Origin of the sequence: Egicoccus sp. AB-alg2 (genome assembly GCF_041821065.1) — a bacterium.
Taxonomy (GTDB): Bacteria; Actinomycetota; Nitriliruptoria; order Nitriliruptorales; family Nitriliruptoraceae; genus Egicoccus.
In genome coordinates this window covers 1-26,099 of the sequence record NZ_JBGUAX010000007.1, presented here as the reverse complement: position 1 = coordinate 26,099, position 26,099 = coordinate 1, and the positions used below count along the sequence as shown (strand labels likewise).

At 71.8% G+C, this 26,099-nt stretch carries 19 protein-coding genes; 16 read left to right on the top strand and 3 right to left on the bottom strand.

The features are described 5' to 3' along the window. Window positions 1-161 precede the first annotated feature (161 nt). Entirely contained in the window at window positions 162-1,910 is a 1,749-nt protein-coding gene (locus tag ACERM0_RS14300) for an LVIVD repeat-containing protein (RefSeq protein ID WP_373679290.1), read from the top strand. A 104-nt stretch (window positions 1,911-2,014) separates the two neighbouring features. Here ACERM0_RS14300 and ACERM0_RS14295 read toward each other — a convergent pair whose 3' ends face one another. Next, window positions 2,015-2,671 carry an HAD-IA family hydrolase gene (locus ACERM0_RS14295; protein ID WP_373679289.1) on the bottom strand — a complete coding sequence of 219 codons (657 nt, stop codon included), beginning with the start codon at window positions 2,669-2,671 and terminating at the stop codon, window positions 2,015-2,017. A 126-nt stretch (window positions 2,672-2,797) separates the two neighbouring features. Here ACERM0_RS14295 and ACERM0_RS14290 point away from each other — a divergent pair, with 126 nt between their 5' ends. From ACERM0_RS14290 to ACERM0_RS14255, 8 genes are all read left to right on the top strand, one after another. After that, a complete protein-coding gene (locus ACERM0_RS14290) occupies window positions 2,798-3,829 on the top strand; it encodes a LacI family DNA-binding transcriptional regulator (RefSeq protein WP_373679288.1) in 1,032 nt (343 codons plus the stop codon). A gap of 184 nt (window positions 3,830-4,013) precedes the next feature. Then, window positions 4,014-5,714: a ribulokinase gene (gene araB, locus ACERM0_RS14285; protein WP_373679287.1), complete on the top strand. Its 1,701-nt coding sequence runs from the start codon at window positions 4,014-4,016 to the stop codon at window positions 5,712-5,714. Beyond that, a complete protein-coding gene (locus ACERM0_RS14280; protein WP_373679286.1) occupies window positions 5,711-6,442 on the top strand; it encodes an L-ribulose-5-phosphate 4-epimerase in 732 nt (243 codons plus the stop codon). The genes araB and ACERM0_RS14280 overlap by 4 nt, the downstream gene beginning before the upstream one ends. Beyond that, window positions 6,439-7,947: an L-arabinose isomerase gene (gene araA, locus ACERM0_RS14275; protein ID WP_373679285.1), complete on the top strand. Its 1,509-nt coding sequence runs from the start codon at window positions 6,439-6,441 to the stop codon at window positions 7,945-7,947. The genes ACERM0_RS14280 and araA overlap by 4 nt, the downstream gene beginning before the upstream one ends. Window positions 7,948-8,070: 123 nt before the next feature. Beyond that, on the top strand, window positions 8,071-9,249 hold the full coding sequence (gene chvE, locus ACERM0_RS14270) for a multiple monosaccharide ABC transporter substrate-binding protein (RefSeq protein ID WP_373679284.1): 1,179 nt from the start codon (window positions 8,071-8,073) through the stop codon (window positions 9,247-9,249). 76 nt (window positions 9,250-9,325) lie between these two features. Next, entirely contained in the window at window positions 9,326-10,864 is a 1,539-nt protein-coding gene (gene mmsA, locus ACERM0_RS14265) for a multiple monosaccharide ABC transporter ATP-binding protein (RefSeq protein ID WP_373679283.1), read from the top strand. After that, window positions 10,861-12,042, top strand: coding sequence for a multiple monosaccharide ABC transporter permease (gene mmsB, locus ACERM0_RS14260; protein ID WP_373679282.1), 1,182 nt, complete (start codon window positions 10,861-10,863; stop codon window positions 12,040-12,042). The genes mmsA and mmsB overlap by 4 nt, the downstream gene beginning before the upstream one ends. 333 nt (window positions 12,043-12,375) lie before the next feature. Continuing rightward, on the top strand, window positions 12,376-16,392 hold the full coding sequence (locus ACERM0_RS14255) for a putative Ig domain-containing protein (RefSeq protein WP_373679281.1): 4,017 nt from the start codon (window positions 12,376-12,378) through the stop codon (window positions 16,390-16,392). Between the two features lie 26 nt (window positions 16,393-16,418). Here the strand turns inward: ACERM0_RS14255 and ACERM0_RS14250 are convergent, their stop codons facing one another. Beyond that, on the bottom strand, window positions 16,419-17,420 hold the full coding sequence (locus ACERM0_RS14250; RefSeq protein WP_373679280.1) for a PAS domain-containing protein: 1,002 nt from the start codon (window positions 17,418-17,420) through the stop codon (window positions 16,419-16,421). Between the two features lie 310 nt (window positions 17,421-17,730). On the opposite strand from ACERM0_RS14250, the gene ACERM0_RS14245 reads away from it, so the two are divergent. Genes ACERM0_RS14245 through ACERM0_RS14235 form a run of 3 tightly spaced genes read left to right on the top strand, consistent with a single transcriptional unit; the run spans window position 17,731 to window position 20,922 of the window. Further along, on the top strand, window positions 17,731-18,993 hold the full coding sequence (locus ACERM0_RS14245; protein WP_373679279.1) for a carboxylate--amine ligase: 1,263 nt from the start codon (window positions 17,731-17,733) through the stop codon (window positions 18,991-18,993). Window positions 18,994-19,018: 25 nt separating this feature from the next. Then, window positions 19,019-19,723, top strand: a complete 705-nt coding sequence (locus tag ACERM0_RS14240) for a hypothetical protein (protein WP_373679278.1) — start codon at window positions 19,019-19,021, stop codon at window positions 19,721-19,723. Continuing rightward, a complete protein-coding gene (locus ACERM0_RS14235) occupies window positions 19,720-20,922 on the top strand; it encodes a hypothetical protein (RefSeq protein ID WP_373679277.1) in 1,203 nt (400 codons plus the stop codon). The genes ACERM0_RS14240 and ACERM0_RS14235 overlap by 4 nt, the downstream gene beginning before the upstream one ends. Here the strand turns inward: ACERM0_RS14235 and ACERM0_RS14230 are convergent. Next, entirely contained in the window at window positions 20,912-22,114 is a 1,203-nt protein-coding gene (locus ACERM0_RS14230; protein ID WP_373679276.1) for a cysteine desulfurase-like protein, read from the bottom strand. The genes ACERM0_RS14235 and ACERM0_RS14230 overlap by 11 nt on opposite strands. 224 nt (window positions 22,115-22,338) lie before the next feature. Here ACERM0_RS14230 and nirK point away from each other — a divergent pair, with 224 nt between their 5' ends. The 4 genes from nirK to ACERM0_RS14210 all read left to right on the top strand — a co-directional run bounded on the left by nirK (window position 22,339) and on the right by ACERM0_RS14210 (window position 25,992). Continuing rightward, window positions 22,339-23,496 carry a copper-containing nitrite reductase gene (gene nirK / locus ACERM0_RS14225; protein ID WP_373679275.1) on the top strand — a complete coding sequence of 386 codons (1,158 nt, stop codon included), beginning with the start codon at window positions 22,339-22,341 and terminating at the stop codon, window positions 23,494-23,496. Window positions 23,497-23,621: 125 nt separating this feature from the next. Continuing rightward, window positions 23,622-24,002 (top strand): cupredoxin domain-containing protein, encoded by a 381-nt coding sequence (locus ACERM0_RS14220; protein WP_373679274.1) that lies wholly within the window; start codon window positions 23,622-23,624, stop codon window positions 24,000-24,002. Window positions 24,003-24,197: 195 nt separating this feature from the next. After that, window positions 24,198-25,469: a hypothetical protein gene (locus ACERM0_RS14215; RefSeq protein ID WP_373679273.1), complete on the top strand. Its 1,272-nt coding sequence runs from the start codon at window positions 24,198-24,200 to the stop codon at window positions 25,467-25,469. A gap of 61 nt (window positions 25,470-25,530) precedes the next feature. Continuing rightward, window positions 25,531-25,992, top strand: a complete 462-nt coding sequence (locus ACERM0_RS14210; protein WP_373679272.1) for an Rrf2 family transcriptional regulator — start codon at window positions 25,531-25,533, stop codon at window positions 25,990-25,992. Window positions 25,993-26,099: the final 107 nt, after the last annotated feature.

Genomic DNA, 26,099 nt, shown 5'->3' with positions numbered 1-26,099 from the left:
GATGCGTCCTGGCCGCCAGGGGTCGCCGCCGGAGGTCCGGCCCTGCAGGTCGCGCGGTCATCGGGATCAGGGAGGGAGCATCACGCATGGGAGACCGTTCACTTCGCTCGACCCGCAGGACGCGGGTCAGGCGCATACTCGGCGTCGCCGCGTCCGCCGCGATGATCGCGAGCCTGCTGCCGGCCGCCGCACTGGCCGACGTGCCGGGGACCGGCGAGCCGACCACCGACGACCCCCGGGTCGGCCTCGACGCGGGGTTCCTCGACGCCGAGGAGACGTCGCTGGGCATGGACCTGGTCGGGCAGTTCCAGAAGCCCGACGGTGGCTTCTTCGATCCGGACAGCGTCGGGTCGTTCAGCTGGGCGAACTCGGACCTCACGTTCTTCGACCACTACGCCGTGCAGGGCAACTTCTCCGGGTTCCAGATCTTCGACCTCTCGGACCCCTCGTCGCCGGAGCTGGTGACCGAGGTGCTGTGTCCTGGCGGGCAGGGTGACCCGAGCGTCCACGGCGACCTGTTGTTCTTCTCGGTCGAGCAGACCCGTGCCCGCTACGACTGTGGCACGCAGGGCACCACGGGCAACAACGATCCCGAGATGTTCGTCGGCGTGCGCATCTTCGACATCTCCGACATCACCGCACCGGAACAGGTCGCGGCCGTCCGCACCTGCCGCGGCTCGCACACCCACCGGGTCGTCGAGGACCTGAACGACCCGTCGACGGTGTACGTCTACAACTCGGGCTACAACTCGCCGATCCAGACCCGGATCGGCTGCGTGGACACGGGTCCGAGCGCGGAGCCGATCTTCGAGTCCGGCCGCTACCAGATCGAGGTCATCGAGGTGCCCCTCGACGCGCCGGAGGAGGCCGAGGTCATCAACGAGGCGCGCCTGTTCATGGACGAGGAGACCGGCGCGCTCAACGGCCTGCTGAACGAGCCGAACCAGCATCCGTCGAACACCGGGCTGAACCGCAACACCAACGGCTGCCACGACATCACCGCGTACCCGGAGATCGGCCTGGCCGCCGGTGCCTGCATGGGCAACGGGCTGCTGATCGACATCTCGGACCCGGCCAACCCGGAGCGCATCACCTACGTCCAGGACGACAACTTCTCGTTCTGGCACTCGGCGAACTTCAAGAACGACGGTTCGGCCGTGCTGTTCACCGACGAGTGGGGCGGCGGCAGCGGCGCTCGGTGCCGTGACACCGACCGGCTCGAGTGGGGCGCCAATGCGATCTACGACATCGTCGACACGGCGGAGGGCAAGCGGCTCGAGTTCGCGAGCTACTACAAGATGCCGGCCGTGCAGACGAGCACCGAGAACTGCGTCGCCCACCAGGCCAACATCGTGCCCGTCCCGGGTCGCGACATCATGATCCAGGCGTGGTACCAGGGCGGGCTGTCGATGTTCGACTGGACCGACACCGCGAACCCGCGCGAGATCGGCTACTTCGACCGTGGGCCGATCTTCGCCAACCAGCTGACGCTGGGCGGCTTCTGGTCCGGGTACTGGTACAACGGCCAGATCTACGGTTCGGAGATCGCCCGCGGCTTCGACGTGTTCGACCTGACGCCGACCGACGAGTTGACCGCGAACGAGATCGCCGCGGCCAACGAGGTGGTGTACGACCAGCACATGCCCATGATGCAGACCACGATCACATGGCAGCCGAGCTTCAACGTGACCCGCGCCTACAACGACCAGGCGCTGCGGGCCGGCGTGCTCGACCAGAAGACCTGGGAGCAGGTCGACCGGTTCGTGGAGCGGGCGGAGCGGTTCTCGTCCGGTCCGCAGCGGCGTGCCGCGGTCGCGACCCTGACCGGGCTCGCCGGTCAGCTGGAGCGGACCGAGGGTGCCGAGCAGGTGGCGCAGGCCCTGCGCGAACTGCTGGACACGCTCGACTGACCGGCTGGCGGATGATCGCCTGAGGAGCGACACGCGGAGGGGGCGCCTACGGGCGCCCCCTCCCGCACACTCGGCTCCTGCGATCGGATCGAAGGGGTCGGCATTCAGTGCGGGCGGCAGTCGAGGGCCAGCGTCAGCGGCTCGCCCGGAACCACGACCACGTCGGCGGGGGTCGCGGCGACGTGGTCGGCATGGAGCTCGGCAGGGGCGTGCGACGTCGTGAAGGCGAGCGTGATGCTGCCGGCCGCCCGGCCGGCGGCGAGCCCGGCGGGGGCGTCCTCGACGACGAGGCAGTCCTGGGCGGCGACGCCCAGACGCTCGGCCGCCAGGAGGTAGGGCGCGGGATGCGGTTTGCCGTGCTCGACCTGCTCACCGGTGACCAGCACCGGCGGCGCCGGTAGGCCCACCGCGTTCATGCGTGCCGTCGCCACCGGCGCGGTGCCCGAGGTCACGACGGCCCACGGCCGCCCGGCGAGCGCGCGGGTGAGCGCCAGCGCACCCGGTTGCGGCCGCGTTCCGGTGCGGGCGCCGCGGGCCTCGGTGTCCTCCATCCAGGCGGCCTCGCGGGCCAGTTCGCCGGGCGAGAACTCCGGCAGCGCCCGGGCGATGATGTCGACCATCCGACGACCGTGGAGGTCCTCGAGCAACGCGACCGGGTCCAGCCGATTGCGGGCCGCGAAGGCGCGCCAGTGGCCTTCCACCGCGGCGGTGGAGTCCACGAGCACGCCGTCGAGGTCGAAGAGCACGGCGTCGGCCGTCACGGTGCAGCGAGGGTCCACGGAGGCACTTTCCGGCGGGAGGCGCCGCGGACGCTACCCAGTCGGTGTGTGGTGCCTGCGTGCGTCGACGCGAAGTAGGCTCGTTCGCCGGGTGTCAGGAGAGCTTCCATGGTGCGTGCGTCGGCCGGGACCCCGCCGGAGCGACGGCCCTCCATGGCCGACGTCGCCGCGGTCGCCGGCGTGTCCCATCAGACGGTCTCGCGGGTGCTGAACTCGCCCGAGGCGGTTCGGCCGGAGACCCGACGACGCGTCGAGTCGGCGATCCGGCAACTCGGCTACGTGCGCAACACGGCGGCCCGGGCGCTGGTCACCCGCCGCACGCGGCTCATCGGCGTCGTCAGTCCCGGCGAGGCACTGTTCGGGCCGGCGAGCACCACGATGGCGATCGAACAGGCCGCCCGGCTGGCGGGCTACGCCACCACGCTGGCCATGATGCCCGACGTCGACACCGGCAGCATCCAGGGTGTGCTCGAGTCGTTCCGCGAACTCGACGTCGAAGGCATCGTCGTGGTCGCCCCGGTGACACAGATCGCGCTGGCCGCCAAGGAGTTGGCGACCACGCTGCCCGTGGTGATGGTCGCCGCCGGCCTGCGGGAGAACAGCTCCCTCTACGTCGTCGCGGTCGACCAGGAGGTCGGCGCCCGGACGGCGACGCGTCATCTGATCGACCTCGGGCACCGCGACATCCTGCACGTCGCCGGCCCGAACGACTGGTTCGACGCCAGATCGCGCATCGTGGGCTGGCGGGACGAACTGCTCGAGGCGGGCCTGGAGGCGCCACCGATCATCACCGGCTCGTGGGCTCCGGAGGACGGCTACGAGATCGGCAGGAGGCTGGTCGCCGAGCGACGGCTGCCCTCGGCGATCTTCGCGGCCAACGACCTGCTCGCGCTCGGGCTCGTGCGCGCCTTCCACGAGGCGGGCGTGCACGTCCCCGGCGACGTGTCGGTGGTCGGCTTCGACGACATCGACGGCGCGGGGTACTGGGAGCCGCCGATGACCACGGTGCGCCAACCGTTCGCGGCCGTGGGACAGCGGGCGATCGAGGTGCTGCTGGCCGCGCTCGAGGGCGCCCCGTCGTCGCGGACCCTGATCGCCCCGGAACTGGTGGTGCGCGGCTCCTGCGGCCCGCCACGCTGACCCACGACGGCGCCGCCCCGTGGGTGGCCCCGTGCGGAACTTCGCCGGGCCCTTGCCAGGAACTGAATGTTAGCGTTAACATGTGAACGCGAACATCCGGGCAGGGCAACGGGAACTGCCCGGTGGAACGGCGCGACCGACGGCCTGGCGGAGCCGGTCGCGACCCGGGAGAGAAGGGCGCCACGTGGCCCACCGCGGCGATGCGTTCGTGATCGGTGTCGACTTCGGCACGCTGTCCGGCCGCGCGGTCGTCGTGCGCGTGCGCGACGGGGCGGAACTCGGCAGCGCCGTCCACGCGTACCCCCACGGGGTCATGGACGAGCGCCTCGACGCGGGTGACGGCCGCTTCCTGCCGCCGGACTGGGCCCTGCAGGTGCCCGGCGACTACGTCGAGGTGCTTCGCCACGCCGTTCCCGGCGCGGTCGCCGCCGCTGGCATCGATCCGGCCGACGTCATCGGCATCGGCACGGACTTCACCGCCTGCACGATGGTGCCCACCACGGCAGACGGCACGCCGCTCAACGAGGTCGACGGCTACCGCGACCGGCCGCACGCCTACGTCAAGCTCTGGAAGCACCACGCGGCCCAGGGCCAGGCCGACCGGATCACGGCGCTCGCCCACGCGCGCGGCGAGTCCTGGATCGACCGCTACGGCGGAGCCATCTCCTCGGAGTGGGAGTTCGCCAAGGGCCTGCAACTGCTCGAGGAGGACCCGGAGGTCTACGACGCGACGGTCCACTGGGTGGAGGCCGCCGACTGGATCGTCTGGCAGCTGACCGGCCACTACGTGCGAAACGCCTGCACGGCGGGCTACAAGGGCATCCGCCAGGACGGCCGCTACCCCTCGCGCGACTACCTCGCCGCACTGAACCCCGACTTCGCCGACTTCGCCGACACCAAGCTCGATCACGAGATCGGCCAGCTCGGCCACGCCGCCGGGAAGCTGTGCGCCGAGGCGGCGGCCTGGACCGGGTTGCCCGAGGGGATCGCGGTCGCGGTCGGCAACGTCGACGCCCACGTCACCGCGGCCGCGGCCAACGCGCTCGAACCGGGGCAGATGGTCGCCATCATGGGCACCTCGACCTGCCACGTCATGAACGGTGACCGCCTCGCGGCGGTACCGGGCATCTGCGGCGTCGTCGACGGCGGCATCCTCGAGGGCTACTGGGGCTACGAGGCCGGTCAGTCCGGCGTCGGCGACGTCTTCGCCTGGTACGTCGACCACCAGGTCCCGGCCGCCTACGCGGCGGAGGCCGAGGCACGCGGCTGCTCGCTGCACGACCTGCTGACGGAGAAGGCGGCCGCCCAGCCGGTCGGCGCCCACGGACTGGTCGCCCTCGACTGGCACTCCGGCAACCGTTCGGTCCTCGTCGACCACGAGCTGTCCGGCCTGGTCGTCGGCCTCACGCTGACCACCAAGCCCGAGGACGTCTATCGGGCACTGCTCGAGGCGACCGCCTTCGGCACCCGCAAGATCGTGGAGACCTTCGCCGACGCGGGTGTGCCGGTGACCGAGCTGATCGTGGCCGGTGGCCTGCTCAAGAACCGGTTCCTGATGCAGCTGTACGCCGACGTCACCCGCCTGCCGCTGTCGACGATCGTCTCGGAGCAGGGGCCGGCGCTCGGGTCGGCGATCCACGCCGCCGTCGCCGCCGGCGCCTACACCGACGTGCGCGACGCGGCCCGGGTCATGGGTCGCCGGGTCGTGGCCGCCTACACGCCCGACGAGGACGCCGCGCTGCGCTACGACGCGCTCTACGCCGAGTACAGCCGCCTGCACGACTATTTCGGCCGCGGCGAGAACGACGTCATGCGCCGGCTGAAGACGATCCGTCGTGAGGCCCGTGCCGCCGCGACGGCCACGACCGCGGAGGTGCCGGCATGACCCTGCGACTGGCCGACCTCGACCGCGAGGTGCAGCGCAGCGTCGCCGACACCCGCGAGCGGGTCGCCGCCCTGCACGCCGAGCTGCCGCGCAACGGACTGGTCGTGTGGACCGCCGGCAACGTGTCCGAGCGGGTGGCCGGCGCCGACCTGTTCGTCATCAAGCCGTCGGGGGTCTCGTACGACGAACTCGACGCCGCCAGCATGGTCGTCTGCGACCTCGACGGCGGAAAGATCGAGGACGGCACGGCCGACCGTCTGCAGCCCTCGTCGGACACCGCCGCGCACGCCTACGTCTACCGGCACATGCCCGAGGTCGGCGGCGTGGTCCACACCCATTCGCCGTACGCGGTGGCCTGGGCGGCCCGTGCCGAGCCCGTGCCGTGCGTGCTGACCGCCATGGCCGACGAGTTCGGCGGCGACATCCCGATCGGGCCGTTCGCGCTGATCGGTGACGACTCGATCGGCCGCGGCATCGTCGAGACGCTGCGGGGCTCGCGCTCGCCGGCGGTGCTGATGCAGAACCACGGGCCGTTCACCGTCGGCAAGGACGCCAGGTCCGCGGTGAAAGCCGCCGTGATGTGCGAGGACGTCGCCCGCACCGTGCACCTGTCCCGGCAGCTGGGCACCCCCGTGCCGATCGCGGGGCCGGACATCGACCGGCTCCACGACCGCTACCAGAACGTCTACGGCCAGCGCGACGAGCGTGCCGAGGAGTCACACGTATGAAGGACCCGTTCGCGGGCCGCGAGATCTGGTTCCTGACCGGGAGCCAGGACCTGTACGGCGAGGAGACGCTCCGGCAGGTCGCCGAGCAGTCCCAGCAGGTCGCCGCCGCCCTCGACGACGCGCCGCAGGTGCCGGTCCGCATCGTCTGGAAGCCGGTGCTGAAGGATCGTGACGCGATCCGGCGTGCGGCGCTGGACGCCAACGCCGACGACCGCTGCCTCGGCGTCATCGTCTGGATGCACACCTTCTCGCCCGCGAAGATGTGGATCGTCGGGCTCGACGCGCTGCGCAAGCCGCTGTTGCACCTGCACACGCAGGCCAACGAGGCGTTGCCGTGGGCCACCATCGACATGGACTTCATGAACCTGAACCAGGCCGCACACGGCGACCGCGAGTTCGGGTACGTCGCGTCGCGCCTGTCGGTTCGACGCAAGACCGTGGTGGGGCACGCCACCCACGCCGCCGTGCGCGCGAAGGTGGGTTCGTGGGCCCGCGCGACCGCCGGCTGGGACGCCCTGCAGCAGCTCCGCTTGGCCCGCTTCGGCGACAACATGCGCAACGTCGCCGTGACCGAGGGCGACAAGACCGAGGCCGAGCTGCAGCTGGGCGTCTCGGTCAACACCTGGGGCGTCAACGACCTGGTGGCGGCGGTCGAAGCCGCCACCGACGCCGAGGTGGACGCGCTGGTCGCGGACTACGAGCAACGCTACGAGGTCGCCAAGGAACTGCGTTCCGACGGGGAGCGTCACGACTCGCTGCGCTACGGCGCCCGCATCGAACTCGGACTCCGCGCCTTCCTCGACGACGGCGGATTCGGGGCGTTCACCACCAACTTCGAGGATCTCGGCGGCCTGCGGCAACTGCCCGGCCTGGCGGTCCAGCGGCTCATGGCCGACGGCTACGGATTCGGCGCCGAGGGCGACTGGAAGACCGCGCTGCTGGTCCGGGCCGCCAAGGTGATGGGTTACGGCCTGCCCGGCGGTGCCTCGCTGATGGAGGACTACACCTACGAGCTCACGCCGGGACGGGAGAAGATCCTCGGCGCCCACATGCTCGAGATCTGCCCGTCACTGACCACGTCCACGCCACGCCTGGAGATCCACCCGCTGGGCATCGGCGGCCGCGAGGACCCCGTGCGGCTGGTGTTCGACACCGACCCGGGGACGGGGGTCGTGGTGGCGATGAGCGACCTGCGCGAACGGTTCCGCCTGACGGCGAACGTCGTGGACGTCGTGCCGCCCGACGCGGAGCTTCCGAACCTGCCGGTGGCCCGCGCCGTGTGGCAGCCGCGGCCGGACCTCGCCACGTCCGCGGAGTGCTGGCTCACCGCCGGGGCGGCGCACCACACCGTGCTCACGACGGCGCTGGGGGTGGACGTCTTCGACGACCTCGCCGAGATCGCCGGCATGGAGTTGGCGGTCATCGACCAGGACACGACCACGCGCGGCTTCACCCGCGAGCTGCGTTGGAACCAGGCCTACCACCGACTCGCACAGGGGATGTGAGACGACGAACACCGTTCCGGCCGTTCGCCGGCCAGATCGACGCCCTCGCCCGGCGCCTGCAGGTCGAGGGGAGCGCCAGCCCGCGAGGGTTGACCGTGCAGGCACCACAAGGAGCACAGGACGATGAACCGCAAGAAGACACTACGCACGACGGCGGTGGGGCTCGCCCTCGTGCTCGGCCTCGTCGCCTGCGGCGGCGAAGGCGCGGGCGGGGGCGGGACCGGAGCCACGGTGGAAGGCGAGACCGCCAGCGGCGAGGCCGAGGGCGGTGGCGAGGGCGGCCTGATCGGCGTCGCCATGCCGACCGAGACCTCCGAGCGCTGGATCGCCGACGGCAACGCCGTCAAGCAGGGCCTCGAGGAAGCCGGCTACGAGGTGTCGCTGCAGTACGCGGGCGACGACATCCCGGTCCAGTCGCAGCAGATCGACCAGATGATCACGCAGGGCGTGGACCTGCTGATCATCGCCGCCATCGACGGCACCGCCCTGGCCGGGCAGTTGCAGAACGCCGCGGACAACGGGATTCCGGTCATCTCCTACGACCGCCTGATCCGCGACAGCGAGCACGTCGACTTCTACGTCACCTTCGACAACTACCAGGTCGGCGTCCAGCAGGCGACCGCGCTGCTCGTCGGTCTCGGCGTGTTGAACGAGGACGGCACCGAGGCCGATGCCCAAGGGCCCTTCAACGTGGAGCTGTTCGCCGGCTCGCTCGACGACAACAACGCCCACTTCTTCTGGCAGGGCGCGATCGACACCCTCCAGCCCTACTTCGACGACGGCACGCTGACCGTCCCGTCGGGGCAGATGGACATCGAGCAGGCCGCCACGCTGCGCTGGAGCCAGGAGACGGCCCAGCGGCGCATGGAGGACCTGCTGACCGCCGCGTACTCGGGCGACACCGAGCTGCACGGCGTGCTCTCGCCGTTCGACGGCATCTCGCGGGGCATCATCACCGCCCTGCAGAACGCCGGCTACGGCCCGACCATCGCGGACGGCATGCCCATCGTCAGCGGCCAGGACGCCGAGATCGCCTCGGTCAAGCTGATCGCCGACGACGTCCAGCACTCCACGATCTTCAAGGACACCCGCAAGCTCGCGGCCCAGGCCGTGACGGCGGCGCAGTCCTACCTGGCAGGTGAGGAGCCGGAGGCCAACGACACCGAGACCTACGAGAACGGGGTCAAGGTCGTGCCGTCCTACCTGCTGGAGTCGGACATCGTGTACGCCGACGGCATCCAGCCCCTCCTCGTCGACTCGGGCTACTACACCGAGGACCAGGTCGAGTCGGGACAGTCCTGATCGACGGGCGCGTGGGGGCGGTGCGCACGCCCGCCCCCACGCGTCACCAGCCGGAGCCCCGGTCCAGGAGGCGGGCATGAGCGACCACATCCTCGAGATGCGCTCGATCACGAAGACGTTCCCGGGCGTCGTGGCGCTCGAGGACGTCAACCTCGACGTCGAGCGCGGCGAGATCCACGCGATCTGCGGCGAGAACGGGGCCGGCAAGTCCACGCTCATGAAGGTCCTGTCGGGCGTCTACCCGGCCGGCAGCTACGAGGGCGAGATCGTCTTCGACGGGACGCCGCTGCACCCGAGCTCGATCAACGACTCCGAGGCCAAGGGGATCGTGATCATCCACCAGGAGCTCGCCCTGGTGCCCTACCTGTCGGTGGCCGAGAACATCTTCCTGGGCAACGAGCAGGCCAGCCGTGGCTTCATCGACTGGCACGAGACCAACCGCGCCGCCGGCGAGCTGCTGGCCCGGGTCGGCCTGGACGAGAACCCCACCACGCCGGTCGCCCAGCTCGGCGTCGGCAAGCAGCAGCTGGTGGAGATCGCCAAGGCGCTGTCGAAGAACGTCCGGCTGCTGATCCTCGACGAGCCGACCGCGGCGCTCAACGACCAGGACTCGGCCCACCTGCTCGGGCTGCTGCGCCAGCTCAGGGCCGAGGGCATCACCTCGATCATGATCTCGCACAAGCTCAACGAGCTCGAGGCCATCGCCGACCACACGACCATCATCCGCGACGGTCGGACGATCGAGACCCTCGACATGTCCGATCCGGGCTCCACCCAGGCCCGCATGATCCGCGGCATGGTCGGCCGCGACCTCGAGCACCTCTACCCGGAACGCACCTCGACGCCCGGCGAGGAGGTCTTCCGCATCGAGGACTGGTCGGTCATGCACCCGACCCAGGCCGGCCGGGTCATCGTGCAGGACGCCAACCTCGTCGTGCGTGCCGGCGAGATCGTCGGGCTGGCCGGGCTGATGGGGGCCGGGCGGACCGAGCTGGCGATGAGTGTGTTCGGGCGTACCTACGGGCGCGCCGTCACCGGCACGGTGTACATGCACGGCCGTGAGGTCGACACCAGTACGGTCCGGGCCGCCATCGACAGCGGTCTCGCCTACGCCACCGAGGACCGCAAGGTCTACGGCCTCAACCTCATCGAGGACATCCGGCGCAACATCAGCGCGTCGGCGCTGGGAAAGTTGTCGACCAACGGCTGGGTGAACGGCAACGAGGAGATCGCGGTCGCCGAGCGCTACCGCCGCGACCTCGACATCCGCGCCCCGTCCGTGCTGTCGGTCGTCGGGCAGCTGTCCGGCGGCAACCAGCAAAAGGTCGTGCTGAGCAAGTGGCTCTACACCGACCCCGAGGTGCTGATCCTCGACGAGCCGACCCGCGGCATCGACGTCGGCGCCAAGTACGAGATCTACACGATCATGAACCGGTTGGCCGAACTCGGGAAGGCCGTACTGGTCATCTCGTCGGAGCTTCCCGAGCTGCTCGGCATCTGCGACCGGATCTACACCCTGTCCGCCGGTCGGATCACGGGCGAGGTGCCCGCCGCCGAAGCGACGCAGGAACGGCTCATGGAACTGATGACGCGGGTAAAGGACGCGACCCCATGACGGCACTACTCAACCTGAAGGAGCTCGTGACGGGGAACCTGCGTCAGAGCGGGATCTACGTCGCGTTCGTGGCGATCGTCGGGTTCTTCGCGGTGCTGACCAGCGGCGTGTTGCTGAGCCCCGGCAACCTCACCAACATCGTCCTGCAGTACTCCTACATCCTGATCCTCGCGATCGGGATGGTGATCATCATCATCGGCGGCCACATCGACCTGTCGGTCGGCTCCGTGGTCGCCCTGACGGGCGCGGTGTCGGCCGTGCTGGTGATCCAGCAGGGCTATCCGTGGTGGGTCGGCATCCTCGGCGCGCTCGCGACCGGGTTGCTGGTCGGTGTCTGGCAGGGGTTCTGGGTCGCCTACGTCGGTATCCCGGCCTTCATCGTCACGCTGGCCGGCATGCTGATCTTCCGCGGGCTGACCCTGCAGGTCCTCAACAACATCTCGCTCTCGCCGTTCCCGCGCGAGTACCAGCAGGTCGCCAGCGGGTTTCTCAACGGTCTGCTCGGCGGGCACGGGGTCGACGTGTTCACGCTGGTCATCGCCGCGATCGCGGTGATCGGCTACGCCGTCAACGCGTACCGGACGCGTCTGCGCCGCGTCGAGTACAACCAGCCCGTGCCGACGCTCCTGCTGTTCTGCCTGCAGATCCTGGCGGTGGGCGCGGTCGTGATGGCCTTCGCCTACCAGCTCGCACGCAGCCGCGGCCTGCCGATCGTCCTGATCCTGCTCGCGATCCTGATCCTGTCGTACAGCGCCCTGACGAAGAAGTCGGTGTTCGGACGCCACGTGTACGCCATCGGTGGCAACCTCGCGGCCGCCCGGCTGTCCGGCGTGAAGGTCCGGAAGGTCAACTTCTGGAACTTCGTCAACATGGGCTTCCTCGCGGCCGTCGCCGGCATCGTCTATTCGTCGCGCTCCAACGGCGCCCAGCCCGCCGCGGGCAACATGTTCGAGCTCGACGCGATCGCGGCCGCCTTCATCGGTGGCGCCGCGGTGACGGGCGGCGTCGGCACGGTGGTCGGCGCGATCGTCGGCGGCCTGATCATGGGCACCATGGCCAACGGCATGCAGCTCATGGGGGTCAACCAGTCGATGCAGGCGGTCGTGCGCGGCCTGGTGCTGCTGCTCGCCGTGGCCTTCGACGTCTACAACAAGCGGCGCGCCAACAGCGGTCTCTGACGAAAAGCTGTAGAACGGCGATTCCTCCTTCTATGGGGACACGTGTCCTGGGTGGCGTCCCTGCCGCTCCCGTAGGGTCGTCGGACGCATCGTCCGGGGCGAGGGGGAGACGGGCGTGGTAGGTCGCAAGCTCGGTGGCACACCGTTCCACAGCGACCCGCCCGCCGGCTGAGCTCGCCTCGACGTATTCGAGGTCGGCCCTGCCCCGGTTCCCGTGGGCGTGATCAGCGCACGCACCGACGATCCGGCGCCCGACCTCTCGTCGACGATGCCGTCCGGGAGCGATCCGTGCGTGGGCGCACGGAAGGGGGAGCCATGCGGGGTATGCGGGCCTTGACGTGCCGAGCCACGACGCTGGTCGTGACGTTGACGTTGCTGGCGGCACCGGCCGCGGCGTGGGCGGAACCGGGCGAGAGCGTCCCGGTGCTGCAGAACACCCTCGGTGACGGCGTGCCGGTCGTGGGGACCGACATCAGCAGTCTCGGTGGGCAGCAGTACCACCAGAACAACCAGCGCAACGTGTGGTGGAACGAGTACCAGCAGCGCTGGGACGGGATCCTGCCCACCGCGTCACCACCCGCCAGCCGCTCGTCCGCGTGGTGGCTGTGGTACGGCCTGGAGGCCGAGACACCGGAGCCGGTCACCGAGGTCGAGGACGCGCCGGCGCGGACGCCGGACGCCTACTGGGATGCCGATGAGCGGCTGCTCTACGTGTTCTTCTCCCGCGGCAACTCGGGGACGTCCAACTTCCGTCGGTTCGCGTACGACCCCACCACCGACCGCTACGTCGAGCAGCGGCGACCGGGCGGCGCGAACGCCCCCACCCGCCTGCGCGGCGGCAAGCGCGTCACGATCATCAAGTCCCCCAACGGCCACCTGTGGGCCGGGGTGAACAGCGTCGAGACCCGCGAGATCCTCATCTCGCGGTCGACCGACGGCGGCGACACCTGGCCCGAGCCGGTGCGCATCAAGGACACGGCCATCGGCGGTGAGGGCCACTGGGTGACGTTCACCCAGGACGGCCGCACGCGGGTCGGATTCGCCGCGACCGAGGACGGCGTGGCGCCGGACGCGCGGGTGCACTTCCTGCACCTCGACGAGGACGAGTCCCAGTGGGCGGACCCTGCGAGCTGGACCGACGAGACCGCGTCGCTACCGGACTGGGAAGGTGACGAACGCGCCGACGACGAACTGTCCGCGGTCGTCTTCGAGGACCGGGTCTTCATCACGATCGAGACCGAACCGCTGGGCGACGCACGCTCGGCACGGCGGCCACAGCTGATCGTGTACGAGCGCGAGGCCGGCGGCGGGTGGTTGAAGCACGTGATCCTGCGCTACGACCGTGGCATCAACGACGCCAAGCGGCCGGTCATCACCGTGGACGCCTCCGCCCGACTGCTCATCGTTTCCGGCGGCACCACCCAGCGCACCCACGCCGATCTGTGGTACGCGCCGATCGACGCGCTCCAGGGGCGCGACGAGGCCTGGGAGACGCTGCGCGTCTTCCAGGTCACCGACCCGGCGAGCGAGAACATCTACACCACCCGGATGCCGCTGCCCCGCTTCCCGGTCACGTCGCAGTCGAACCTGCCGATCCTCATCGACGACCGCGGCGACGCGCTGAACCTGCGCCGCCAGGTGGTGAGCTCGAGCGGCGGCGGCGCGCCCCCGGGCACGCCGAACCGGCCACCGGTCGTCGAGTCCGTCACGATCGACCAGGACGCGCCGGGAACCGACGACACCCTCACGGTGACGGTGGTGGCCTCCGACCCCGACGGGGACGAGCTCACCTACCAGCACCGCTGGTCGAGGAACGGCGAGCAACTCGTCGGCGAGACCGGCGCGAGCCTGGACCTGTCACGGCCCGGCAACGGCGACAAGGGCGATGCCATCTCGGTCGAGGTGGTCGCGTCCGACGGACAACTCGAAAGCGCGCCGGTGTCCTCCGCAGCCGTCACGATCGTGAACACGCCGCCGGCGTTCGACGAGCAACTCCCGGACCGGACCGACCCCGAGGGGGCGACGGTCAGCCTGTCGGCGTCGGCGAGCGATCCCGACGGTGACCTGCTGACCTACCGCGCCGAGGGACTGCCGCCCGGAATCGCCATCGACCCCGACACCGGGGCGATCACCGGCACGCTCGCGACCGGGGCGGCAGCCGACAGCCCGTACGAGGTCGCGGTCACCGTCAGCGACGGTGAGGCCGACGGCCCGGCGCCGCCGGCGGCGATCTCGCGCGTGCAGTCGGCCGCCGACGACCTCAGCGGGGTGAACACCCTCGCCGTGAGCTTCGAGCGGACCCCGCAGCCCGGCAACCTCCTGGTCGCCTTCGGTCACTACGGCGCCAATCGCACCCCGACGATCCCGCCCGGCTGGACGCTTGCCCTGGAGACCAACCAGGGCGCGGAGACCGTCGTCTTCTACCGGGTCGCCGGCGTCGACGAACCGACCGAGGTCGAGCTCGGCGCCAGCGGCGCGCCGTTGTTCATGAGCCTGTCGATCTTCGAGTACGCCGGGCTCCATCCGGTGCAGTCCGAGGTCCTCGACCGGGTCGCCTTCAACGTCGCCAACGACGTGAGCACCGTGACGACCGGGCTCACCCAGCCGACCCGACAGGACGACCAGCTCCTGTTGGCGTCGGTCGGCCTCAACGGCACCCGCAGCTTCGACGACGCGTGGACCGACGGTTTCCGCCGCCTGACCAGCGAGCGTCGCCAGACCGTGGCCGAGCGGATCGTGACGACGACGGGGTCGTTCCAGACCTCCGAGTCGTGGTCCGATCGGACCGTCGGGATCGCGGTCGGCTCGTTGCTGACGTTCCGGGGCGCGACCGCCTCGGAGGCGCCGCCGCCGGCCGAGACGACCCAGACGTTCACCTGGACCGTGACCACCACCACACCGCCGACCGGCCCCGTGATCGACGACGTGACCGTGGCCCCCGCGGCGCCGCGCACCGACGACACCCTGTCGACGGCGGTCTCGACCACCGGCGACGGCCCGCTGACCTATACCTACCGGTGGCTGCGCAACGACAGCCCACTGGATGACGAGACCGGCCACACGCTCGACCTGTCGCGACCGGGCAACGGAGACAAGGGTGACCGCATCGCCGTCGAGGTGGTGGCGTCCGACGGCACGACGTCCAGCGAGCCGGTGCGATCGGCGGAGGTGACGGTCGTCAACTCGCCGCCCGCGTTCGACCCGGGGCCGCAGGACCGCACCGACCGTGAGGGCGACGACGTTTCGTTCGCGACCACGGCCAGCGACCCCGACGAGGACGAGCTGACCTACGCCGCGGCGGGGTTGCCGGGCGGCGTGTCGATCGACCCGGCGACGGGCGAGGTCGCCGGAACCCTCGCCGTCGGCAGCGCCGGCGACCACGACGTCACCGTGACGGTCAGCGACGGCGACGACGCCGCCGAGGCGACGTTCCGGTGGACGGTCACGACCGACGCGGCGCCGCCGGACGCACCGACCGGACTGGCCACGACGTCCACCTCCACCGAGGTACTGCTGTCGTGGGACGCCGCCGCCGGGGCGGTCGGCTACCACGTCCTCCGCGGAGAGGCGCCCGCGGGTCCCTTCGACGCGCTGACGAACTCGCCGGTGACGGACACGACGTTCACCGACGTCTCCGCGCCACCGGGGACGTCGTACTACCGGGTGACGGCCGTCGACGCGGCCGGGAACGAATCCCCACCGGCCGAGACGTCCGTGCAGGACCGGATCGTGCTGCGGTCGGTGAGTGAAGCCACCGCACGTGACGCCCGCGAGATCCGTGTCGACCGTCCCACAGGCGTCGCAGCCGACGACGTGCTGGTGGCCACGATCGCGGTCAGCGGCGCGGCCGTCAACGCCGCACCCGGGTGGACGCTGATCCGCGAGGACGCCGCGAGCGGCGGGCTGCGACAGGCCACCTACCACCGGGTCGCCGGTGACGACGAACCGTCGGTGTATCCGTTCGCGTTCGCGGCGGCGGCGAGCGCGACGGGGGTCGTCGTCGCTTACCGCGGGGTCGACGCGACGGCGCCCGTCGAGGTCGACGCCGGCCGGGCGAACCCCTCGTCGACCACCATCACGGCGCCGAGCGTGACCACCACCGCGGCCGACCGGCTGCTGGTCGGGGCGTTCAGCGTGGCCAGCAACGCCTCGAACGGACTGGAGCCGCCCGAGGAGATGGTCGAGCGTGCGGACGTCGTACAAGGCCAGGGTCGCGACAAGCTGGCCCTGGAAGTCGCGGACCAGATCCTGCCCGCGGCGGGGGCGTCCGGGACGCGCAGCGCGACGGCGACGAACCGGCCGGGGGTCAACATCGGACAGCTGATCGCGCTGCGGCCGGCCGGCTCCTGACCCGCACCGCGGCAGGCCTGCGCAAGTCAGTGGGTGTCGCGTCCCGTCTCGACCTCGCGGACGAGGTCGCCGGGGCGGATGGTGCCGCGCGCGTCGGCGACGTCCGCGAGCAGCGACGACACGACGCCCTGGGCGCTGATGGTCGTGCGCTGGATCGCCTCCAGCGCACCGTCGGTGTCCCCGAGGTGCAGGGCGAGCCAGGCCGAGGTCAGGCCCTGCACGATCTCGTCGTGCACCTGCAGCGCCGTGCGTTGCCGTTCGGTGGCACGTCGCAGGGCGGCGGCCTGCCGCTCGAGCTCCAGCCGGTCGGTGACGTCCTGGACGGTGCCGAGCACGTACAGCGGACGGCCGTCGTCGTCGTAGGTGTACTCGGCGCGGTCCTCGATGTTGCGGACGTCACCGTCCGGGCGCCGGATCCGGTAGTGCGTCTGGGTGATCTGCCGACCGGCGCGGGCGGCGTCGAGGGCGCCCAGGACGGCGTCGGCGTCGTCGGGGTGGATGGCGGCGAGGTAGCGCTCGAAGGTCGCCTCGACCTCGCCAGGGTCGTAGCCGAACAGTCGGTACAGCTCCGGTGACCACCACACCGTGTTCTCCACCGTGTTCCAGTGGTAGACGCCGATGCCGGCGACGCGCGTGACGTTGTCGAGACGGCGGGTGGCCTCGCGTTCGGCGGAGACGTCCAGGGCGAACAGCACGAACCGGTCCTCGGGCAGTGCGCGCAGCGACGCGCGTACCGACTGTCGCCCCGCTGGCAGGTCGCGGACCGCCTCGAAGTCCACACCGCCGGCGCGGGCCTGTTCGAGGCGGGCGGCCAGGTCACCACCGAGTTGCTCACCGTAGGCCTCGACGACGGTCAGACCGGGCAGTTCACGCGGGTCGCGGTGCAGCACCCGCGCCGCCGAGGGGTTCGCCCACTCGATCGTCGGAGCCGCGCCCGCGGGCGCACGGAGCACGACGATGCGGGCCGGGGTGATGTCGGCCAGCCGCTCGAAGGCGGCCACCCACCACTGCGGGGTCGCGTTCACCATCACCCCTCCTGTACGGCGGCGACGGTAGTTGACGGCCGCCCGCCGTCGGGCGCGTTCGCGAGCCGCGTCCGTGCCCGCCTCCGAAGGCCCGTGGGCCACCTCGGCGCGCCCCCCTCTCGGGTCGGGACACACGTCCCTTCCAGCTCCCGGTGGCCGGTCGTTGACTTCGCGATGATCGACGACCGCGGCCGTACGGAGCACCGGCTGCCGCGACCGCCGTTCGGTCCACGGGGGTGGACGGGCCCGGCCGCGTCGGGCCCTCGGACGGGGTTGGTGACCGGTGGGACCCGAGAATCCGAACCAGGCGGTCATGCGCCCGGCTGTCGTCGTCGTCGGGCTGGACTGTCTCCAGGGCCTGCAGTCCGCGCGCGTCCTCGCCGCGGCGGGCCTGGCCGTCGTCGGCATCATGAAGGACGCCGCTCATTACGCGGCCGCGACGCGCGTGTGCCATCGGATCGTCGTCGCGGACACGGGCGGTCCCGGGCTGGTGGACCGCCTGGAGGAGCTCGGGCCCGGCTTCGCCGACCCACCGGTGCTGCTCCCGTGCCAGGACAAGAACGTGCTGATCGTGTCGCGCGAGCGCGAGCGTCTCGCGCGTTGGTACCGCCTCGCGCTCGCCCCGCACGAGACCGTCGAGACGCTGCTGGACAAGGCTTCGTTCCATGCGTATGCCCTCGCGGCCGGACTCCCGGTCCCGGACACGCACGTGCTCGGCGACCGTGCCGACGCGGAGGCCGCGGCGCAGGCGCTGACCTATCCGGCCATCCTGAAGCCGTCCGTACGTCTGCGCGAATGGTCGAGGCACACCAGGACGAAGGCGCTGATCGCGGACGGTCCGGACGAGCTGCTGGCCCACTACGACCGCTTCGCGCCGTGGGCGGAGGTGCTGCTCGCCCAGCAGCTGATCCGTGGAGGCGACCGCAACCACGTCACCTGCAACGCCTACTTCGACCGTGACGGCGAGGCCGCCGTGGTCTTCACCACGCGCAAGGTCCGCCAGTGGCCGCCGCGGACCGGGCAGGCCTGCGCCAGCGAGGAAGTGCGCGACGACGCCGCCGTCGACCTCACCATGCGGGTGTTCGGCGGCATCGGCTACCACGGCCTGGCGTACCTCGAGACCAAGCGCGACGAGGTGACCGGCGAGTACGCGATCATCGAGGCGAACGTCGGCCGGCCGACGGGCCGCTCGGCGTCTGCGGAGGCAGCCGGCGTACCGCTGCTCTACACAATGTACTGCGACGCCGTCGGCCTCCCGCTGCCGTCGGGACGCGTGCAGCGGTTCGGGCCGACGATCTGGGTGCACACGGTCCGGGACCTGCAGGCTGCCGCCCATCACTGGCGCCGTGGGGAGCTCGACGTCATGGACTGGTGGCGTTCCGTCCAGGGCCCGCGGGCCCATGCCATCGCGTCGCGTGACGACCCGCGTCCGTTCCTGCGCGCGGTCCTCACCGCCCTGCGGGAGCGCGGTGCGGTGCGCGACGCGCCGGCAACCGGCGCGGTCCCGCCGGAACCGCCGGTCCCGCCGGTCCCGCCGGTCCCGCCGGTCGCGACGCCGGCTGCCGGGCCCGGATAAGCCGCTGCAGGACGAAGGAGACGGCATGGTGACGATCGCGTTGGCGGGTGCGGACGGCTCCGGCAAGACCACGGTGGCTCGGCGACTGGTGGCCACGTCGCCGATCCCCATGGCCTATCTCTACATGGGCCCCAACATCGAGTCCAGCAACGTGGCGCTGCCGTGGTCGCGCCTCTTCCTACGCCTCAAACTGCACACGTACCGCCAGGTCGCGAAGCGCGAGGGGATCACCGACCCTGGCTTCGTCTCCACGCACCACAACGCCCACCGCAAGGTCCGACGTGGTCGGCTCGGAGCCACCCTGCGCATGGTGAACCGTCTGTTGGAGGCCTCGTTCCGTCAGGCCGTGGCGACCGTCCACCAGCGGCGCGGGGTCGTCGTCCTCTACGACCGGCACTTCCTCCTGGAGTCGCTGACGTCGTCCGGCCGACGGCACCGGCGCCTGACCGACCGCATCTACCACTGGGTCCTGGCGACGCTCTTCCCGGCGCCCGACCTCGTCGTCGTCCTGGACGCCCCGCCCGAGGTGCTGCTCGCCCGCAAGGGCGAAGGCACGCTGGACTCGCTGCGACGAGCGCGCACGTTGCTGCGGACCGAAGCCCCCAAGTTCGCTCGGGTGGTGACCGTCGACGCCACCCGGCCACTGGAGGAGGTCGTCGCCGAGGTGCGCACCCACGTCGCCGCGGTGGGCGGCCGGGCCTCGGCGGTGCCGGCAGGGGCGCGGGCGTGACGCCGGCCGTGTCCGGCGTCGTGGTCGACGACGAGACGGCGGCCGCCGTCCCGGGGACGCGCACCTTCGACGTGTCGGTCCACGGCGTCGTCACACTCCGGTTCGTCGACGCCCCGTGGCGGTTCGCGGATCGCTTCACGACACGGTGGCAGCGCTACCTGCTGCCGGCCGCGGGTGCCGATCCGGACCTGGTCGTCCGGTTCGCGGACGTCGCGCCGCCGTCACCGAGCTTCGTCGGACAACGCTGGTGCGCGGTCGACGAGTCCGGCTTGTTCGTGCTCGACGAGGTGGACGGCAGGGCGCTCGCCCGGCTGCCGTTGGACGAGTTCGGCAGCACGGCCGAGATCCGATGCCGCCGCGACGTGACCGCGGTGCCGTTCCTGGTCGAGGCGATCTGCCTCGCCTTCCTCGCGCGCGGCTACGTGCCGCTGCACGGCTCCGCCGTCGTCCACGAGGGGCGCGGCGTCGTGTTCATGGGCTGGCCGAAGGGTGGCAAGACCGGGGCGCTGCTCGGCTTCGTCGGTCACGGGGCCCGCTTCGTGGGGGACGAATGGGTGCTGCTCAGCCCGGACGGGAGCGCCGTACTGGGGCTCCCGCTGTCATTGAGCGTCTCCGCGTGGCAGCTGCCCTACCTCGGCATCGCCCCTGCCACGCTGCCGGGCGGCAAGCGGCGACTCTTCCGCGCCGTCGCAGGCCTGGAGTGGGTCGCGAGGGCGACGGCAAGAGGTCGCCTGGCACGCAGTGAGCCGGTCACGCTGCTGCACAAGGCGCTCCCGACCCTGCGCCGCCAGCTCCGGGTGAGCCGCCCGCCGGCGGCGTGGTTCCCGGACCGGATCGGTCCGGTCACGGCACCGGTCGACGTGCTGTTCCTCGTCGAGGGCCACGCCGCGCCGGACGTCCGGGTGGAGCGCGAGCCGCCCGCACGGCTCGCGCGCCGAATGGTTCACGCCAACGCCTACGAGTGGCGGCCACTGCTCGACCGTTACCGGGCATTCCGGTTCGCCCACCCCGACCGCCGCAACGCGCTGCTCGACGACCTGGAGGCACGGCTCGGTCCGCCGATGGCGGCGGCGATGGCCGGCACCCCGGCCTACCGGGTGCGCCACCCGTACGGCGGATCGCTCGACGTGCTGTACGCCGCGATCGCGCCGTACGTGTCGGGGTCGTCTGCCGACGGCGTCGGCCGCGTCAGCGGCTGACGAGGTCCTGCATCGCCTCGAGCAGCCGGTCGACGTCGCTGTCGTCGGTGTACGGCGCGATCCCGGCGCGCACGGCTCCGGTGTCGCCGAGCCCCAGCCAGCGTGATGCCTCGATGGCGTAGAAGTGGCTCGCCGGCGCGTTGACCCCGGCGTCCGCGAGGTGCTGCGCCACGTCACCGGGTTCCATCCCGTCGACGAGGAAGGCCACCGTGGGCGTGCGCCGGGGCGCACGGCCGAGCAGCCGCACCCGCTCGAGCGCGCCCAGGCCGGCCTCCAGCCGCTCCGCCAGCGCGGTCTCGTGGGCCTCCAGCAGCTCCATCGCGGCCAGCAGGCGGGTGCGCCGCTGCCCGCTCTCGCCCGCGATCGCGGCGAGGAAGTCGACCGCCGCGGTGGTCCCGGCCAGCAGTTCGTACGGCAGCGTGCCCAGCTCGAAGCGCTCCGGCACGGCGTCCGTGGACGGCAACAGCTTCTCCGGCCGCAGCGTCTCCAGCAGCTCCGGCGCCCCGATCATGGCCCCCAGGTGCGGGCCGAGGAACTTGTAGGGCGAGCAGCTGAACAGGTCGGCGCCCATCGCCACCATGTCGACGGGCGCGTGGGGCGTCAGGTGGACGCCGTCGACGTGCACCAGCGCGCCCACCTCGTGCGCGGCGGCGGCCATGGTCGCCACGTCTGGGCGGGTGCCGAGGAGGTTGGACGCACCCGTCACGGCCACCAGGCGGGTGCGCTCGGACAGCAGCGAGGTGACGGCCTCCACCGGCAGTGCGGCGGTGTCGCGGTCGAACGCGGCCCACCGGACGGTGGCCCCGGCCGCCTCAGCGGCCAGCACCCACGGCCGGATGTTGGCGTCGTGGTCGAGGCGGGTGACGAGGACCTCGTCGCCGGGTCCCCAGTCCTGCGCGAGCGTGCGCGCGAACTGGAACGCCAGCGCGGTCATCGAGCGGCCGAAGACCACCCCGCGGGACTCCCCGCCGACGAGGTCCGCGACGGCGCGGCGTGCCTCGACGACCACCCCGTCGGCGCGCCGCTCCGCCGGGGTGAGCCGGCCGCGGTTGGCGATCGCGGCGACCAGCGTGCCGGCGACCGCTTCCCCGACCTGCCGGGGCACCTGCGACCCACCGGGGCCGTCGAAGTGGGCGGCGCCCTCGGCGAGCGAGGGGAAGCTGGCACGGATGGTGGCGACGTCGTATCCCATGCCGGGGCAGTCAAGCAGCCGGGGCGATGGCGACGCCCATCCGCGATGCGGGCAGCGCGGTCGCCGGGCAGATGCCCGCCGGCCCGTCGGCGCACCAGTCGGCGCCACGCCTTCGGTCCCCCGAAAAGGGCCGGAGGGCCCTATCGAGTTGCCTCGCGATAAACGTTTACTGAATTACTAAGTGATGACGGTTGGCGTCATCGCCGGAACCAAGAGAGACCGCCATGACCGGCCAGGCTCCAGTTCGCGAGAAGCCGTCCCAAGCTCCCCCGATCCCGCCCTCCGGACCCACGCTCGGCAGCGGCCGGGCGCTCCTGCTGATCGTGACGGCCGTGCTGGCCTCCATCGCCGTCACCCTGGCCATCGGCGACACCGGCTCCGGTGGCGTCGTGGTCGCCGACGCGAGCGCCGTCGGTGCGGCCGAGGTCGAAGCGCTCGAACCCGGCCCGCGCACGGCGGACCGGATCTCGCACGACGGAATCACGATCCCCGAGCCCGTCCGCGACCGCGCGGCGACCACCCTCGAGGTCGAACTGACCACCGTCGAGGTCGAAGGCCAACTGGCCGACGGCTCGACCACCACCTACTGGACCTTCGACGGCTCGGTGCCGGGCCCGCTGGTGCGCGTCCGCGAAGGCGACACGGTGGAGTTCACCCTTCGAAACGACGACGGCAGCAAGAACCCGCACTCGATCGACCTGCACGCGGTCAACGGTCCCGGCGGCGGCGCGGGCGCCACCCAGCTCGCCCCCGGGGAGGTGGGAACGTTCACCTTCCAGGCCCTGAACCCCGGCGTGTACGTCTACCACTGCGCCACCCCGCACATCCCCACGCACGTCGCCATGGGCATGTACGGCCTGATCGTCGTCGAGCCCGAAGGCGGTCTGCCGGCGGTCGACCGTGAGTTCTACGTCATGCAGGGCGAGATCTACACCGCCCAGGCGCGTGGCACCGCCGGGCTGCTGTCCTACGACGTCGACAAGATGATGGCCGAGGCCCCCACGCACGTGGTGTTCAACGGGGCCGTGGGCGCGCTCGCCGGCGACAACGCCATGCAGGCCGAGGTCGGCGAGACCGTGCGGATCTACATCGGCAACGGCGGCCCCAACCTGACGTCGAGCTTCCACGTGATCGGCGAGGTCTTCGACCGCGCCAGCATCGAGGGCGGCTCGCTGATCAACGAGAACGTGCAGACCACCCTCGTCCCGGCCGGTGGGGCGACCTACGTCGAGTTCGAGCTCGACGTGCCGGGTGACTACGTCTTGGTCGACCACGCCCTGACCCGCGCCCTCGACGGCGGGGCGGTCGGGATCCTCCACGTGACCGGCGACGCCGATCCGGCCGTCTTCGACGCCCCCGAGGGCGCCGGTTCCGGCCACTGAGTTCCTCGCGACGACCCGGTCCGGGGGCGGCACTGCCCCCGGACCGCGGTTCGCCCCGTACTCGCTGCCGGCACGCGCTCCTCCGATCCCGCCCGTCCGATCCCGACCACGAAAGGCACGACCCGATGCGCAGACGGACCACCCTCACCGCCCTGACCGCGGCCGCCCTCCTGGCGGTCGCCTGCAGCGGCGACGACGGTTCCCCGGCGGCGGCGCCCGCGGCCAGCGGCGCGACCGGCGCGACCCTCGAGGTGGAAGCCGGCGACCTGTACTTCACGCCCGAGCAACTGAGCGCGAGCGCCGGTGAGATCACCGTCGTCCTGGACAACGTGGGGGCCGCCGAGCACGACTTCGTGATCGAGGAGCTCGACGATGCCGAGGTGGTCCACGCCGCACCCGGCGAGACGGCGAGCGGCACCGTGACCCTCGAGTCCGGCACCTACACCTTCTACTGCAGCATCCCCGGGCACCGCACCACGATGGAGGGGGTCCTGGACGTCGGCTGAGCCTGCTCGGCTGGGCCCACCCGTCGATGTCACGACCCGCGAGGAGACGTCATGGAGCCGCCGTCCGCCCTCGCGCGGCCCGTCGTCCGGGCCGGTCGCCAACCGGCCGGCCCGACGACGGGCGTCGCCGTGCCCGACCAGTCTGTCCGTCGACGTGACCCCGTGGGCCATCGCTCGCCCAGTCGGAGCAACCCCGTGAACCGCCCGCAGACGCCGCTTCCCACCGTGCCCCCCGGCCACGGCGGCCGACCCCGCGGCCGCTCGCCTTTCGGGCTGGCCGCACCCAGCATCCTGTTCGCACTCGCCTACCTGCTCGCGCTGTTGGTCTGGCTGGCCGCCGGCGAGGTACTGCCGGGTGGGCGTTGGTTCGCGGTGCACCTGTTCACCCTGGGCGTGCTGACCAACCTCGTGCTGACCTTCAGCGAACACTTCGGTCGGACGGTCACGCGCACGACGGGGGAGCGGTCCGCGTGGTGGCCGCTGGTCACCAATACCGGCGTCCTCGGCGTGCTGATCGGGCTGCCGGGCGGCCACCGATGGTTGCTGGTCGCCGGCGCGACGGTGGTCACCACCTCGGTGTTCCTCGCCTACCGGCGTATCCGCGCCATGCGGCGGGCCGCCGTCGGTGCCCGCTTCGGGTGGATCGCGCGCATCTACGAGCGCGCCCACGGTGCCTTCATCCACGGCGCGGTGCTCGGCGCGCTCCTCGGCAGCGGTGTGCTGGCCGGAAGCTGGTACGGCGGCGCCCGCATCGCCCACCTGCACGCCAACGTCCTCGGCTGGGGCGGACTGACGCTGCTGGCCACCCTCGTGTTCTTCGGACCGACCATGGCCCGTACCCGCATCGAGCCGGGCGCGGACGCGCGCGCCGCCCGCTGGCTGCGCCGCGGGGCCACCGGCCTGAGTGTGGCCGTCCTCGTGTTGCTGGCCACCGGTCTGCCGGGCTCGGCCGGTGCCTCGGCCCGGGTCGTCGCCGCCGCCGCGCTCGGTGTCTACGCGGTCGGGGCCACGATCGTGTGCGTGCCGGTGGCGCGTGCCGTCGCCGCGGCACCGCACCGGACGGCGGCCCAGCCACTGGTGCTCGGCGTGGTGGGACTGTTCCCCGTGGTCGTCGCCGCCGACGTCGTGGTGGTGGCCGCCGGTGCCTGGCGGTGGCTCGACGCCCTGGGGATCGCCGTCCTCACGGGCGTGCTCGCCCAGGCGATCCTCGCCACGCTCGTCTACCTCGCACCGATGCTGCGCGGTCGGACCACGGCCGCCCGCGACCGGCTGATCGCCCGGCTCGAGGTCGGCGCGCGGACGCGGGCGGGGCTCGTCCTGGCCGGTGTGCTGGCCTGCACGCTGGGGGCTGCGCGTCTCGGCGACGGACTGCCGCTGGCCGCCGCTGGCTGGACGCTGCTGGCGGTCGTATCGCTCGTCACGTTGCTGACGGCCCTGTGGCCCGTGCCCCACCCCGACGACGCGTGACGACGCCGGAGGCCCCGACGGGCCGACGGATACGCTGCCCCGGCGAGACCGCGGAGGTCGGATGAAGCTGACCCTCGGCAAGCGGGCCGACTACAGCGTGCGTGCCGTGCTGGACCTCGCGCGTCATCACGGCAACGGGCGACGTACGACCCGGGCGATCGCCGAGGCGATGGCCATCCCGGTCAACTTCCTTCCCGCGCTGCTGGCCGAACTGGTCCGCGCCGGCCTGGTCGTGTCGGTGGCGGGCCGCAGCGGCGGCTACGCACTGGCCCGCGCCCCCGGAGAGATCTCGCTGCTCGAAGTGATCGAGGCCGCCGAGGAGGAGCCGGCCCGCGAGTGCGTGCTGCGGGGTGGCCCCTGCCGCTGGCAGGACGCCTGCGTCGTCCACGAGCCGCTGGCCACCGCACGCGAGTCGTTGCGTGCCTCACTCGCCATGACCGACTTCGCGCAGTTGGTGGCGCGTGACGCGGCGCTGGAGGTCGCGGACGCCGCCCGACCGCACCACGAGCACCACGCCACGTGACGGTTGGGCCGCCTCGGCGGTGCGGCGGACTCGATGTGCGACGGACAGGCATCGACCCCCGCCGCAGCGGGGGCCGATCGACGTGGACGGTGGAACGGTCAGCGCAA